This is a genomic window from Streptomyces tendae (assembly GCF_008632955.1).
In the GTDB taxonomy this organism is placed as follows: Bacteria; Actinomycetota; Actinomycetes; order Streptomycetales; family Streptomycetaceae; genus Streptomyces.
The window spans coordinates 6,516,715-6,530,306 of record NZ_CP043959.1; the positions used below are offsets into that span (position 1 = coordinate 6,516,715).

The window sequence follows — 13,592 nt, forward strand, 5'->3', positions numbered from 1 at the left end:
CGGAGACGGAAGACCTCATGAAGCTGCCCGGGAAGAAGTCCGAGGAGTCCCAGTCCCGGTCGAGCAGGGGTGAGCTCGCGGCCCAGCTGGCCGCGCCGGTGCGCAACTTCCTGGCGACCGAGGCGGGCAGTTCCGGGCTGATGCTGTTCGCCGTGGCGGTGGCCCTCGTGTGGGCGAACTCGCCCTGGTCGGAGTCGTACTTCTCGCTGTGGCACACGGAGGCGTCCGTTGCGATCGGCAACGCGGATCTGTCGATGGACCTGGCGCACTGGGTCAACGACGGGCTGATGGCGCTGTTCTTCTTCGTCATCGGCCTGGAGGTCCGCTACGAGCTGTCCGTCGGCTCGCTGAACGACCGCCGCCGGATCATGATCCCGGGACTCGCAGGCGTCGGCGGCATGCTCGTGCCCGTCGCCCTCTACCTGCTGATCGCGCCCGGCACGGACGCCGCGAACGGCTGGGGCATCGTCATCGGCACCGACACGGCGTTCCTGCTGGGCGCGCTCGCCGTGGTGGGCCCCCGCTTCGTCACCCAACTGCGGATCTTCCTGCTGGCCATCACGGTCATCGACGACATCGTCGCCGTCACCGTCATCGGAGTCGTCTACTCCGGCAGCATCCAGGTGCCGGAGCTGGTAGCCGCCCTGGTGCTCGGCGCGATCCTGTCGTCGCTGTCCCGCTTCGACGTCTGGCGGGCCGTCCCGTACGTGCTGATCGTGCTGGTGATGTGGTGGGCCACGCTGCAGGCCGGTCTGCACGCCTCCATCGCCGGCATGCTCGGCGGTCTCCTCATCCCCGCCCGCGAACCGTCCCGCGAGGGTGTGGCCCAGGCGGTGCGGCTGTTCCGCGCGTTCCGCCAGTCACCCCGCGCCGACGTGGGCAAGACGGCACGCAAGGGGCTCCAGAAGGCCGTCTCGGTCAACGAGCGGCTGCAGATGTACCTCCACCCCTGGTCGAGCTACGTCGTCGTCCCGGTGTTCGCGCTGGCCAACGCCGGCGTCGACCTGCGCGACGGGGTCCTCACCGACGCGCTCGGCTCCGCCCTCACCTGGGCCGTGGTGCTGGGGCTCGTCGCCGGCAAGCTCATCGGCATCTGGGGCGGCGCCCGGCTCGGCACCCGGTTCGGGCTCGGCCGGCTGCCCGGAGGGGTAGGAGAGGGCCACGTGCTGGGCGGCGCGGCCCTGTCCGGCATCGGGTTCACCGTGTCCCTGCTGATCGCCGGGCTCGCCTTCGAGGACGACGCGGAGCTCCTGGCCCGGGCGACCGTCGGCGTGCTGCTCGCGGCGCTGATCGCCACGCTGGTTGGCGGGCTGGTGTTCCGGCTCTCCACCGTCCTCGGCGGGCAGACGGACGCGGACCTGCCCCGCTACCTGGACCGCCTGGTCGACCCCGAGACGGACCACATCCTCGGCCCCGTCGACGCGCCCCTGACGCTCGTGGAGTACGGCGACTTCGAGTGCCCCTTCTGCGCCCGCGCCACCGGCGTCACCAAGGAACTGCGGAACCGCTTCGGCGACCGGTTCCGGTACGTGTTCCGGCACCTGCCCCTGCCCGACGTGCACCCGCACGCCGAGCTGGCCGCGCGGGCGGCCGTCGCCGCGGACGCGCAGGGCCACTTCTGGGACATGCACGACCTGCTCTACAAGCACCAGGACGAGCTGGAGTACGAGGACACCGTCGTCTACGCCATCGACCTCGGACTCGACATGGAGAGGTTCCTGAAGGACCTCGAGTCCGACTGGGCGGCCGAGCGGGTGCGCCGGGACGCCGCCAGCGCCGAGGCCAGCGGCGTCCAGGGCGCCCCCACGTTCTTCATCGGCAACCGCCGCCACACGGGCCCGTACGACGCCGAGAGCCTGGCGCGGGAGCTGGAACAGCTTGAGTCGGAGGGCTCGGGCGCCACCCCGACGGAACCGTGAGGGACATCAGCCCCTCCGGCGTTCGAGGAGCGCGGTCCGGGGCGGAGCCCTCGGGGGGTCAGTCGAACCAGCGGTCGCGGGCCAGTTCCTCCGTGCGGGACGGATCCTCCAGCAGCGCCCCCACCTCGAAGCGCCGCGGCCATTGCCCCGCCGCCCAGGCGAGACCCGCGGCGACCCCCTCCAGCGTCGCCACGTGCAGCACCCCGTCGTCGGTGAGCCGCCAGTCGATCTCCACGCCGTCGACGACGAGCTCCTCGTGCTCCACGTAGACGGCCGGGGTGCCCGCCCCCAGCAGCACCCGCACCGCCTCCGGCACCTCGTGCTCCGTGCCCTCGGAGTCCACCCGCCCGGTGACGGACTCGCTCAGCCGCCGCACCTGGAACAGCTCCGCCAGCTCCGCGGCCCGCGCCGGCCGCACCGGCAGCAGCGGCACCCCGGAGGTGAACGGCAGCAGGTCGGGCGAGTCGACGACCACCGCGTCGGCGGCGTCCACCACCTCCACCCGCCCGTCGGTCACCGCGCGCAGCTCGTCCGGCAGGGTCACCTGCTCCGGGTCCAGCTCCGCCAGCGCCCCGTACAGGCCGTGCAACTGGGCCGCCGTGACCGGCCGGTCCGGGTCGGCGAGCCGCTCCAGCAGCTCCGCCGCCCCGCCCGGCTCGTCCAGCAGCGCGGCGACCGACGTGCGGACGCCCAGCGCGTGCAGCACCTGCTCGTCGTCGAAGCCGGCCGCGTCCGCCTCGTCGTACAGCCCGCGCAGCAGCGGGTCGCCGCCCGCGGCGCGCAGTCCGGCCGGGCGGCGTCCGCCCAGCACGGGGTGGCCGCGCAGCCACCACGCGGTGTACGGCCGCACGACCTCGTGGGTGCCGTCGTGCAGCAGGATGCGTACCGGCTCGACCAGGGCGTCCCGCAGCGGCGGCCGGGACAGCAGGGCCAGCGCCCGCGGCCAGTGGTCGTCGTCCACCAGGTCCAGGTCGCGCACGGCGACGATCTCGGTGGCGACCGGCGGCACGGGCGCGTCGGGGAAGCGGTCGAGGATGTCCTCGGCCCACACGTCCACGGCGTCCAGCAGCCCCGGGTCGTCCGGTTCGGCGTAGTCGCTCTCGCGGGGCTCCAGCTCGTCCGGGTCGAGCACCACGTCCGTGGCCCGCACCAGCGCGAAGTCCACCAGCACCCCGCACGCGGCCAGCGGCTGCTCGCCCCACCGTTCGGCCTGCTCCGCGTCCACCGCGGCCAGCTCCCCCTCCCGCATGACCTGCGCGAACGGACCGCCGGGGAAGACGAGTTCGCAGGCCGGGGACAGTTCGCCGTCCTCGTCGGGCAGGGCGAGCGCGCCCAGCCAGGGCTCGTCGCCGGGGTCCAGCCCGGCGTCACGCACCAGCCCCAGCACGGTGTCGGCGAGTTCCTCGGCGTCCGGGGCGTCCTCCTCCCAGTTCACCGCGCCCTCGTCGTCGAGGGACGCGGCGACGGCGGCCCGCACCTGCGGGGTGGTGAGCACGGCGCGCGGAGTGGCCGGCAGCGCGCCCAGCTTCTCCAGCAGCGGGTGGGCGGCGTCGGGGTGGGCGACCTTCAGGCCGAGCCGGGCCAGCAGCTCGGCGTCCAGGGCCGCGTCGGGCGTGGGCAGCAGCACCTGCCGCGGCCCGATGGTCGTCCGGCCGTCGGCCAGCGGTACCGGCAGCCCCGACAGGCGGTCCGGGTCGACCCCGGCGAGGCTGTCGTACAGCCGCCGCCACCAGTCGGGGGACTTCTCCAGGCCGGCGAGCCGGTCGACCGCGTCGGTGAGCGGCACCCGGGCCACCCCGAGCGTGCGCAGCTCCACGCGCCGTTCCAGCCCCGCGGGCAGCAGCGTGGGCAGTACCTCGGCCAGCACCCGTACGGTGTCGGCGCCCGCCCCCTCGACGATCTCGGCGTCCCTGGGCCGCAGCGCCTCGGGCAGTTCGGAGTCGTCGTCGGCGACGGGTACGGCGGCGGGCGGGAGGAAGGCGGTGCGCGGCAGCCGCTCCAGGACCGCGGCGCGCAGGGCGCCGTCCAGCTCGCCCTTGCCGAGGGGCCCCGGCACCAGGCCGATGACGCCGGTGCCCACCGGACGCCATGCGGCGAGGAGTCCGGCGTAGGCGTCGGCGGCGCGCTGCACGAGGAAGTCGGTGAGCGGGCCCGGGGCGGCATGCCGGCGGGTGGAGTCCAGCGGCAGGGAGGCGATGAGCAGGGCGGGCACGCCGAGCGGCTCGTCGCTGGGCGTGGGCGCGTGCACGACGGGGGCGGTGCGCGGGCGGGCGGGGCCGCCGTCGGTGTCGACGGGGACGGCCCAGGTGACCGACCAGTGCGGCCTCAGCCGCTCCTCGACGGGCCGGTCGGCGAGCAGTTCGGGGGCGAGGCCGCCGTGCGCGGTGGCGGTGCGCCAGCGGGTGGTGCCGTCGCGGGAGTCCGTCACCACGGTCAGCTCGCCGTCGGTGCCGCGGCGCATCGTGCGGGGCGTGTCGTCGCCGATCTCGACGACGACCTCCTCCAGGCCGGGCAGGGCAAGCAGCAGGGCGTCGTCGACGGCGTGCAGCAGCCGCTCGGCGAGGTCGGCTGCGGCGGTGTCGCGCAGCGGCAGGATGACGGCCGTGTCGTACGGGTCGGGGGCGGTGCCCTCGGCGGCGAACGGCAGCCGCAGCAGCGGTACGTGCCCGTCGCGGCGGCGGATCTCGTCACCGAGGCCGGGGCCGTGCCTGGCGGTGTCCCGCGCGAGGTCCCGCGCCTCGGCGAGCGACCAGCGCACCCCGCCGTGCCGGCCGACGACGGCGGGTTCGTCGGTGACGGCGAGCACGGCCGCGAAGCCGACGCCGAACCGTCCGACGGCCCGGTCGGGCGCGTCCCGCTTGGCGGAGGCCCGCAGCGTGGACAGCGACTCGACTCCGGCCGCGTCCAGCGGGGCGCCGGTGTTGGCGGCGACCAGCACGCCGTCGCGCAGGGTGAGCCGCAGCCGGCCGGGCACGCCGGCACGGGCGGCGGCGTCGGCGGCGTTCTGCGCGAGCTCGACGACGAGCCGGTCCCGGTACCCGCCGAGGACGAGGTCCTCCTCGGCGTTGGCGTCCTCACGGAAACGGGCCGGACTGGTGGCCCAGGCGTCCAGGACCCCGCGCCGCAGACGCGCCGTACCGAACGGGTCGGCACCTTCGGCGGCGGGCCGCACGAACTTGCTCACGTTGACTCTCCTCATCGGGCCCTGATCTGCGTGAGGTCGAAGGTACCGCTCCGCGACATCCCGGGGACGCGGTGTCCGCGGGGCACCGCATCATGTGGATGATCAGCACTGTGTTGCTCGAATCGCTGTCCGTCGCCGCGCTGGCCGTGGTGCTGGTGTGTGCCGTCGTCCGTCCCTTCCGCTGGCCGGAGGCGGCGTTCGCGGTGCCCGCCGCCGGAGTCGTGATCGCGACGGGCGCGATCACCTGGGAGGCGGTGCGGGAGGAGGCCGTGCGGCTCGGGCCGGTGATCGGTTTCCTCGCCGCCGTCCTGGTGCTCGCCAAGCTGTGCGACGAGGAAGGTCTCTTCCACGCGTGCGGGACCTGGATGGCCCGCTGGTCCCGCCACCGCCCGCGCCGGCTGCTCGGCGCGGTGTTCGCGCTCGCCTCGCTGATCACGGCGGTGCTCAGCCTGGACGCCACGGTGGTGCTGCTGACGCCGGTGGTCTTCGCGACGGCGACCCGCATGGGCGCCCGGCCCGCCCCGCACGTCTACGCGGGCGCGCACCTGTCGAACACGGCGTCCCTGCTGCTGCCGGTGTCGAACCTGACCAACCTGCTCGCCTTCACCGCCACCGGGCTGACCTTCACCCGCTTCGCGCTGCTGATGCTCCTGCCGTGGCTGGCGGCCATCGCCGTGGAGTACGTCGTCTTCCGCCGTTTCTTCGCCGTCGACCTCGCGGCGGAGCCGACCGCACCGGACACGGCGGACGAGCGGGTGGAGGTGCCGCTGTTCGCCCTGGTCACGGTGGCGGCCACGCTCGCCGGGTTCGCCGTGGCGTCCGCGGTGGGCGCCGACCCGGCGTGGGCGGCGGCGGCCGGCGCGGCCGTGATGGCGGTGCGGGCCCTGGCCCGCCGCCGCACCGGTCCCCTGCGGCTGCTGCGCGCCGCCGACCTGCCGTTCCTGGCGTTCGTGCTGGCCCTGGGCGTGGTGGTCCGGGCGGTCCTGGACCACGGCCTGGACGACGCGCTCGACGCGGTCCTGCCCGACGGCACGGGCCTGCTCCCCCTGCTGGCCGTCGCCGGTCTCGCGGCCCTGCTGGCGAACCTGATCAACAACCTGCCCGCCGTCCTCGCCCTGGTCCCGCTGGCCGCTCCGTCCGGCCCCGGCGCGGTCCTCGCGGTCCTGCTCGGCGTGAACATCGGCCCGAACCTCACCTACGCGGGCTCGCTGGCCACCCTGCTGTGGCGCCGGATCGCCCACCGCCACGACCACGAGGTGAGCCTGCGGCGCTTCACCCTGCTGGGGCTGGCGACCGTTCCGGCCGCGCTCGTGGCGTCGACGGTGGCGCTCTGGCTCTCGCTGGAGCTGTTCGGCGGCTGAATCCGGGGGACGGCCGGAGACCCACGCCACATTCCTGAAGGGCGCCCGGTGACATGCTCCACAGGGCCCGCCGGGTGTACTACGCGGAATAGTGAAGAAACGCCCGATTTGAAATCGGACATATGCCGCACAAGGCTGATCGATCACCTTGAAAGGGGGGTTTCTCCCCGTAGAGGGTGCTCCGTCAAGAGACGTGCATCTCATGCCGGATCTACGAGGTTTCGTCGTAGGTCACACCTTTGCGGCTTTTGGGCGGTGCCGGTTACCAAGGAACAGCCAGCGCGGCACGGACCTGTTCCGCGGATGGCATTCCCCCGTCCCCTCCCCCATGAGGTTTCGATGTTCGAGCGCGTCATCTCCCGTTTCCCCCGTACGACCGCCACCCGCACCCGCGCCGCCGTCCTGGCCGCCGGTCTGGGCTCCACGGCCGTCCTGGGAGCCGGAGTCGCGGTCGCCGCCTCCGGCAACTCCGCGCCGACCGCCACCCCGGTCCAGGCGCAGGCCGCCGCGCAGGCCGAGGCCGCGAAGACGCAGGCCGTGAAGGCCTCGGCAGTGAAGAAGGCGACCCAGGCCGCCAAGAAGAGCACCCCGTCCTGGGTCTCCCCGGTCAAGAACTACAAGCTGTCGGCGAGCTTCGCGCAGAACGGCGGCATGTGGGCCCACAAGCACTCCGGCCAGGACTACGCCGTCCCGACCGGCACCCCGGTGATGGCCGCCCACGGCGGCACCGTCGTCAAGGCCGGCGGCAACGGCGCCGGTGACGGCCCCGCGTACGGCAACGCCATCGTGATCAAGCACGGCAGCAAGACGTACTCCCAGTACGCCCACCTGTCGTCCGTGCACGTGAAGGTCGGCCAGGTCGTCAAGACCGGCCAGAAGATCGCCCTGTCCGGCAACACCGGCAACTCCAGCGGTCCCCACCTGCACTTCGAGATCCGCACCACCCCGAACTACGGCTCCGCCGTCAACCCGGCGACCTTCCTGCGCGGCCACGGCGTCTCCCTCTGATCCGAGCCCCGCAACGCACCCCGCACGCGCCCTCGAGGCCGGCCCCAGGCCGGCCTCGGGGGTTCGTCGTGCATTCAGCCCTGCTGCACGTAGGGAAGGAAACGCGCCCACGCGGTCGAGGCGAAGGCCAGTCGGGGGCCCGCGGTGTCCTTGGAGTCCCGGACGTGCACGATGCGGGGGGTGAGGGCGAGTTCGACGCAGGAGTTGCCGTCGTTGCCGCTGCTGTAGCTGCTCTTGAACCAGTTGAGCTCGCTGCTCATGTTTCTCCCAGCAGTTGTCCGATGAAGGTCAGCGTTTCGCGCGGAGAGAGCGCCTGGGCTCGGATGGTTGCATACCGCAGCTCGAGAACACGCAGGTGTTTCAGCTCAGTTGTCGGCCGACCACAGAACGCACCGTCGGAGCGGCCCACCGCCGTCCCGTCCGCGAACTTCAGCAGCTCGATCCTGCCGTCCATTCCGGAGTGCGACTCGCAGTCCAACGGCATGACCTGAAGCATCACGTTGCGCAGTCGGCCCACCTCCAACAGGCGTTCCAGCTGCCGTCGTTGCACCATTCTGCCCCCGATGGGACGCCGCAGAGCCGCCTCTTCCAGAACGAAACTGAGCGCGGGCGCGGGCGAGCGGTCAAAGACCGACGCCCGGGCGACCCGCGCCGCGACCATGCGCTCCACCTCGTCCGACGAGTACGGCGGCTGCATGGCCTCGAACAAAGCCTTCGCGTGCTCAGGCGTCTGGAGCAGGCCGTGGACGCTGTGGCTCTCATAGATGCCGATCTCCACCGCCTGCGCCTCCAACTTCGCGAGCGCGCGTACCTTCTTGGGATAGCGGACCTTCTTCACGTCCTCCCATGCGGCGGACAGCAGACCCCCCGCCCCCAGCACCTCGTCCGCCCTCGCCAGGAACTCCTGGCGAGGGATCCGCTTGCCGGCCTCGATCTTGTAGATCATGTCCTCGCCGTAGCCCACGGCCCGCCCGAAGTCCGGCACCCGGAGGCCCGCCGCCTCGCGGCGCAGCCTCAGCTGGCGCCCCACGGTCGTGATGACCGCGACGCCCCACTCGTCGTCCGGGTCGACCTCCCAGCCCGGCTCGTCCGCCTCGTCGTCGTGCCGACCCGGCTCCGCCTCCACCGCCGTCATGCCGCACCTCTCCCTCGGATCCGTCCGTGACGCACCCCGGCGCCCTACCCGCGTCAACGGCGGGCACGGCACCGACGGCTACGGACAGCCTCCGGACAGTGACCGGACACACACGGTGGGTGCTCCTACGAGGTCAGCGGGTGAAGAAGTTGACGAGGTTGCCGTCAGGGTCGCGGAACAGCAGGGAGCGGTTGCCCCAGGGCATGGTGGCGGGGCCGCTGACGACGTCGGTGAGGAAGTCGCCCAGTTCCTTGTGGACGCGGTCCACGTCGTCGACGTGGAACTCGATGACCGCGCTGTGGTTGGCCGCCGGGCGGGCGGAGCCGGGCGCGAACATCGGGACGGTGGCGGTACCGGCGATCGCGAGGGTGGCGCCGTCGGTCCTGACCTCGGCGAAGTGCTCCGTGGCCCAGGTCGCGGACACGCCAAGGGCCCGCTCGTAGAACGCGACAAGGCGTGCCACGTCGGCGGTGATGATGCGGACGGATGCGAACTGCATGGGGGAACTCCTCAGCCGTACGGAAGGCGTGCACGGCCGACGCTAGGGGCAATAGCGGACAGAATCGGCCCGGTATACGCGGTATCTTCGTGCCTGTGCCCCGACCCGCCGCCCGTGTGCTGACCCTGCTGGAACTGCTGCAGTCCGGGGGCACCCGGACGGTGGCCGAACTGGCCGGCCGGCTCGGCGTCGACGGGCGGACCGTGCGGCGGTACGTGGAGCAGCTGATCGACCTGGACGTGCCGGTGGAATCGGTACGCGGACGTTACGGCGGGTACCGGCTCGGACCCGGTTACCGGGTGCCCCCGCTGATGTTCGGCGACGAGGAGGCGCTGGCCGTGCTGCTCGGCCTGGTGGCCGGACGCAGGGCGGGGCTGACGACGGCGCAGCGCACGGCGAACGAGACGGCGGCGGCGAAGGTCCGGCGGGTGCTCCCCCGGCACCTGGCCCGGCGGCTGGACATCCTGCTGGAGTCCCTGTCGTTCACCGAGCAGCCCGGGGACTTCGCGAGCCCGGACGCGGGCGTCCTGCTCACCCTGGCCGACGCGGTGCACCACCGCCGGCCCGTCTCCGTCAGGTACACCGACCGCGAGGGACGCCGCAGCGACCGCAGCCTGCATCCGTACGGGATCGTGGCGCACGCGGGCCGGTGGTACGTGACCGGCAGGGACGCGGACCGCAACGAGGACCGCACGTTCCGCCTCGACCGCATCGCGGACGCACGCACCCTGCCGGGCTCCTTCGAGGTGCCCGAGGGCCCGGACCCGGCGGCCCGCGTGGTGACGGGCTTCGCGACGGCCGCGTACCGCTACGAGGTGACCCTGCGCGTCCGGGCAACGTTCGAACACCTCCGCACGCACCTGCCCGCGACGGTCGCGACCCTCACGGACGACCAGCCCGGCTGGCAACGGGTGGAGATCCACGCGGAACACCTGGGCTGGCTCCCACCCACCCTGGCCGCCCTGGACCGCCCCTTCGTCATCGACGGCCCACCCGAACTCCGCACCCTGACGCGCGACTTCGCCACCCGTCTCACGGCGTACGCCCGGCGGACCGGCCCGACCACCGCCACTGCACCGGAACCTGGGACCTGATGCTCCGGTGCCGTCGGCGCCTTGCCGAGCGAGAACTCCGGGAGGCCGTCACGGCCTCGAGGGCCGAGGAAGTCGTGGCCGGCGCGTGAGATGACAGGCGGGTGGCGACGCCGGTGAGCGGCGTCGTCACCCGCCTCCCGTTACGAGTGCCCCAGGTCCGCCGAGGTCGTGTCCTCCGTGGCCGGGACCGAGCCGGAGTCCGGGGACGGGCGGAGGGGGAAGGGGTCGACGCGGGTCTCGTCGATGACCGGCGGGGCCGGCTGCGGGGGCTTCGGCATGACCGCGGCCTCCGAGTGGCCGCCGCAGCCGTAGGCCAGGGAGACCACGCGGCCGTCGGCCGGGGAGAACTCGTTGGCGCAGACACCGAACGCCTGGCCCAGCGAGCCGCCGATCGGGGCGAGGAAGCCGCACGAGTCGCAGGACGCGGGGGCCGCCTGGGCCATCGGGGTCTTGGCGCCGAACGCCTCCTCCCAGCGGTCGGCGGCGGCGTGCAGGCCGTAGCGGGACAGGACCCGGGCGCGGCGCATGCCCAGTTCCTCGGCGAGCGCCGCGATGGAGCCGCGGGACGGGGCGACGGCCTGCTCGGCCGGGGTGCCTTCGGTGACCTCCGCGTCCTCGGCCTCCGCCAGGTCCGCGAGGTCGCCGGTCAGCGCCGAGTTCGGCGGCGGCTCGTCCTCACCGGTGTAGCCCGGCTCCAGCCGCAGGTCGTCCGCGTCGGTGGGCAGCAGGTCGCCCGGGCCCATGTCGCCGGGGCGCAGCCGCTCGCTCCACGGCACCCACTCGGGCGCGAGGACCGCGTCGGGTCCGGGCAGCAGCACGGCCTCGTCGACCGTGACGATCTTGGCGCGGGAGGCGCGGGCGACGGTGACGGCCCACCGCCAGCCGCGGTAGCCGAGCTCGCGGCACCCGAAGAAGTGCGTGACGACGCGGTCGCCCTCGGAGACCAGCCCCTCGTGCTCACCCACGACCCCGGGCGCGGCGGCCTCCTCGGCTGCGGCGCGGGCGAGGTCGACGGCCTCGGCGCACAGACGGTCGGGGGTGCGGCTTCGCGTTGTCGCTGCGCTCACAGGTATCGCTTCTCTCCTACGCCGTCTCACGAGTGCGCCACTCCCAGCGCGGGGGGCGGACGGAGCGGACCGGGGGACCGCGTCGACGTCCGCGCCGCAACGTGCTCGGGCGCGCCACCATCCATTCTGCGGGATGGCTGAGATAGGCACGCTACCTGCTCGCGTGCGCTGGGCCTACACCGACGGTTGTTACGGAACGGCGCGCGCCGGTCAATCCGGGCGGCGGGGGGCGTCCCGGGCGGCCTCCGCGCACACCGGCGCGTTCGGCCGTACAGCGGCACGGCGGACCCCGTCCCCGGTGTTACTGCACTACGCACCGCCATCTCGGGGCACTATGACGTCGTGGCCACCGCGAGGACACCCCAGGGCGCCACCGGAACCGGTGGGCCCCAAGAGGGCAAGGGACGCGGCCGCCGCCTCGGTTCGGTCCGGGCGGGCGGCCGTCTCCGCGCGTTCGGCAGGGCCCTGCGGTTCCCGGTGACCAGAACCGCTCGGGGCATCCGCAAGGTGACCCACGCGCACGGCGCCGGCGAGTCGGGCCTCGGCAAGCTGATCGAACTGCACGGGGTGAACGGCGCGGGCGACGTGATGATCACCGTGGCGCTGGCGTCCACCGTGTTCTTCTCCGTCCCGACCGACGAGGCGCGCGGGCGCGTCGCCCTGTACCTGGCGATCACGATGGCGCCGTTCACCCTCCTCGCCCCCGTCGTCGGCCCGCTCCTCGACAAGCTGCCGCACGGCCGCCGGGCGGCCATGGCGGGCGCGATGCTCGCCCGGGCGCTGCTCGCGCTGGTGCTGTCCGGTGCCGTGGTCAGCGGCGGTCTCGAGCTGTACCCGGCCGCGCTGGGCGTGCTGGTGGCCTCCAAGGCGTACGGGGTGGTCAGAAGCGCGGTCGTGCCCAGGCTGCTGCCACCCGCCTTCTCCCTGGTGAAGGCGAACTCCCGGGTCACCCTGGGCGGGCTGCTGGCGACCGGGATCGCCGCCCCGATCGGCGCGGGGCTGCAGCAGGTCGGGCCCCGCTGGCCGCTGTACGGGGCGTTCGTGCTGTTCGTGACGGGGATGCTGCTGTCGTTCCGGCTGCCACCCAAGGTGGACTCCGCCAAGGGCGAGAGCGTGGCGCTGCTGGCCGCCGACGACCAGCATCTGCACGGCCCGCACCGCAAGACGGAGAAACCGGGGCTGCGCACGGTCGGCCCGGCCGTCACCCACGCGCTGGCCGCCAACGCCTCGATCCGCTGCCTCACCGGCTTCCTGATCTTCTTCCTGGCGTTCCTGCTGCGCGAGCACCCGATGACCGGGCAGAGCGCGGCGGTGTCGCTGGGCATCGTGGGCGTGGCGGCCGGCGCGGGCAACGCGCTGGGCACGGCGGTCGGGGCGGGGCTGCGGTCCCGCGCGCCGGAGATCATCATCGTGACGGTGGTGGCGGTGGTGCTGGGCGCGGCGATCACGGCTGCGGTGTTCTTCGGCGCGGTGCTCGTGGCGTGTCTCGCGGCCGTCGCCGGGTTCGCGCAGGCGCTGGCCAAGCTGTCGCTGGACGCGCTGATCCAGCGGGACGTGCCCGAACAGGTGCGGACGTCCGCCTTCGCCCGGTCGGAGACGCTGCTCCAGATGGCGTGGGTGCTGGGCGGCGCGGTCGGCATCGCGATGCCGCTGATCGGCCGTCTGGGGCTGGCGGTGGGCGCGGCGATCGTCGCCACGGGCTGGCTGACCACCGTCCGCGGGCTGCTCCGTTCGGCGCGGCAGGGCCACGCCGGGCGGCCGCGTGTGGCGTAACCAGGGGCCACGCCGTACCCCACGTGGCGGGCGGGGCACACCTGCCCGATAGCCTTCGGCCATGACCACGTTGCAATCCGCTGTGCGACGCCGCCGCGCCGTCGCCGCCGCCGGCGCCGTATCCGCCGGACTGCTCGTCCTGGCCGCCTGCGACAAGCCGACGCCGATCTCCACCGTCACGGTGGGCAGCGACTCGGTGAGTTCCGAGGCGACCTGTGGTGGCGAGGGCAAGGCCCTGACCACCGAGACCCTGAACAAGTGCCTCCAGGACAAGGGCATCGACGAGATCAAGGTCGACCCCACGGAGACCGTCCGTTTCGGCGTCGACCCGGACATCGCCGACAACGGCTGGACGATCCTGCTGAACGGGCAGCCGCTCGTCGAGTCCACCAAGAAGACCTACCAGGCCATCCCCGGCAGCGTGTTCTTCAACGCCCAGTACGGCGCCCAGGGCGACTCGACCCTGGTGTCGGTCAAGGAGGGCGAGGACGAGGCGACGGGTCTGTGGTCCTTCCGGCTGAAGAAGGACGAGGACTGATCACGTCCCTCGTA

11 protein-coding genes are annotated in these 13,592 nt (G+C 73.4%); 6 read left to right on the forward strand and 5 right to left on the reverse strand.

Annotated features, from left to right (window positions below; all coding sequences use genetic code 11):
- Nucleotides 1-17: 17 nt before the first annotated feature.
- Complete coding sequence (gene nhaA, locus F3L20_RS29805; RefSeq protein WP_206338834.1) at nt 18-1,919, forward strand: Na+/H+ antiporter NhaA; 1,902 nt, start codon at nt 18-20, stop codon at nt 1,917-1,919.
- 58 nt (nt 1,920-1,977) lie between these two features.
- Here nhaA and F3L20_RS29810 read toward each other — a convergent pair whose 3' ends face one another.
- The gene (locus F3L20_RS29810; protein WP_150156918.1) at nt 1,978-5,103 is read right to left on the reverse strand and encodes a sacsin N-terminal ATP-binding-like domain-containing protein; all 3,126 of its coding nucleotides are present in this window, start codon (nt 5,101-5,103) and stop codon (nt 1,978-1,980) included.
- A 98-nt stretch (nt 5,104-5,201) separates the two neighbouring features.
- Between F3L20_RS29810 and F3L20_RS29815 the strand changes: the two genes are divergently transcribed.
- Nucleotides 5,202-6,464, forward strand: a complete 1,263-nt coding sequence (locus F3L20_RS29815) for an SLC13 family permease (protein WP_206338835.1) — start codon at nt 5,202-5,204, stop codon at nt 6,462-6,464.
- 339 nt (nt 6,465-6,803) lie between these two features.
- Entirely contained in the window at nt 6,804-7,472 is a 669-nt protein-coding gene (locus tag F3L20_RS29820) for a M23 family metallopeptidase (protein ID WP_150156919.1), read from the forward strand.
- A gap of 74 nt (nt 7,473-7,546) precedes the next feature.
- On the opposite strand, the gene F3L20_RS29825 is transcribed toward F3L20_RS29820, so the two are convergent.
- From F3L20_RS29825 to F3L20_RS29835, 3 genes are all read right to left on the reverse strand, one after another.
- Nucleotides 7,547-7,732 carry a DUF397 domain-containing protein gene (locus F3L20_RS29825; protein ID WP_150156920.1) on the reverse strand — a complete coding sequence of 62 codons (186 nt, stop codon included), beginning with the start codon at nt 7,730-7,732 and terminating at the stop codon, nt 7,547-7,549.
- Complete coding sequence (locus F3L20_RS29830; RefSeq protein ID WP_150156921.1) at nt 7,729-8,607, reverse strand: helix-turn-helix domain-containing protein; 879 nt, start codon at nt 8,605-8,607, stop codon at nt 7,729-7,731. Before F3L20_RS29830 ends, F3L20_RS29825 begins: the two co-directional genes overlap by 4 nt.
- A 133-nt stretch (nt 8,608-8,740) precedes the next feature.
- Nucleotides 8,741-9,106, reverse strand: coding sequence for a VOC family protein (locus tag F3L20_RS29835; protein ID WP_150156922.1), 366 nt, complete (start codon nt 9,104-9,106; stop codon nt 8,741-8,743).
- 95 nt (nt 9,107-9,201) lie between these two features.
- On the opposite strand from F3L20_RS29835, the gene F3L20_RS29840 reads away from it, so the two are divergent.
- A complete protein-coding gene (locus F3L20_RS29840; RefSeq protein ID WP_150156923.1) occupies nt 9,202-10,200 on the forward strand; it encodes a helix-turn-helix transcriptional regulator in 999 nt (332 codons plus the stop codon).
- Nucleotides 10,201-10,340: 140 nt separating this feature from the next.
- Here F3L20_RS29840 and F3L20_RS29845 read toward each other — a convergent pair whose 3' ends face one another.
- Nucleotides 10,341-11,267: a DUF3027 domain-containing protein gene (locus F3L20_RS29845; RefSeq protein ID WP_150156924.1), complete on the reverse strand. Its 927-nt coding sequence runs from the start codon at nt 11,265-11,267 to the stop codon at nt 10,341-10,343.
- A 342-nt stretch (nt 11,268-11,609) separates the two neighbouring features.
- On the opposite strand from F3L20_RS29845, the gene F3L20_RS29850 reads away from it, so the two are divergent.
- Both F3L20_RS29850 and F3L20_RS29855 read left to right on the forward strand, forming a co-directional pair.
- Complete coding sequence (locus tag F3L20_RS29850) at nt 11,610-13,040, forward strand: MFS transporter (protein WP_150156925.1); 1,431 nt, start codon at nt 11,610-11,612, stop codon at nt 13,038-13,040.
- 82 nt (nt 13,041-13,122) lie between these two features.
- On the forward strand, nt 13,123-13,578 hold the full coding sequence (locus F3L20_RS29855) for a DUF2771 domain-containing protein (RefSeq protein WP_145827021.1): 456 nt from the start codon (nt 13,123-13,125) through the stop codon (nt 13,576-13,578).
- Nucleotides 13,579-13,592: the final 14 nt, after the last annotated feature.

Bases quoted from the DNA above. Each gene is read 5' to 3' on its own strand.
- nhaA (WP_206338834.1), top strand. From the start codon at position 18: ATGAAGCTGCCCGGGAAGAAGTCCGAGGAGTCCCAGTCCCGGTCGAGC.
- F3L20_RS29825 (WP_150156920.1), bottom strand. From the start codon at position 7,732: ATGAGCAGCGAGCTCAACTGGTTCAAGAGCAGCTACAGCAGCGGCAAC.
- F3L20_RS29830 (WP_150156921.1), bottom strand. From the start codon at position 8,607: ATGACGGCGGTGGAGGCGGAGCCGGGTCGGCACGACGACGAGGCGGAC.
- F3L20_RS29815 (WP_206338835.1), top strand. From the start codon at position 5,202: ATGATCAGCACTGTGTTGCTCGAATCGCTGTCCGTCGCCGCGCTGGCC.
- F3L20_RS29835 (WP_150156922.1), bottom strand. From the start codon at position 9,106: ATGCAGTTCGCATCCGTCCGCATCATCACCGCCGACGTGGCACGCCTT.
- F3L20_RS29820 (WP_150156919.1), top strand. From the start codon at position 6,804: ATGTTCGAGCGCGTCATCTCCCGTTTCCCCCGTACGACCGCCACCCGC.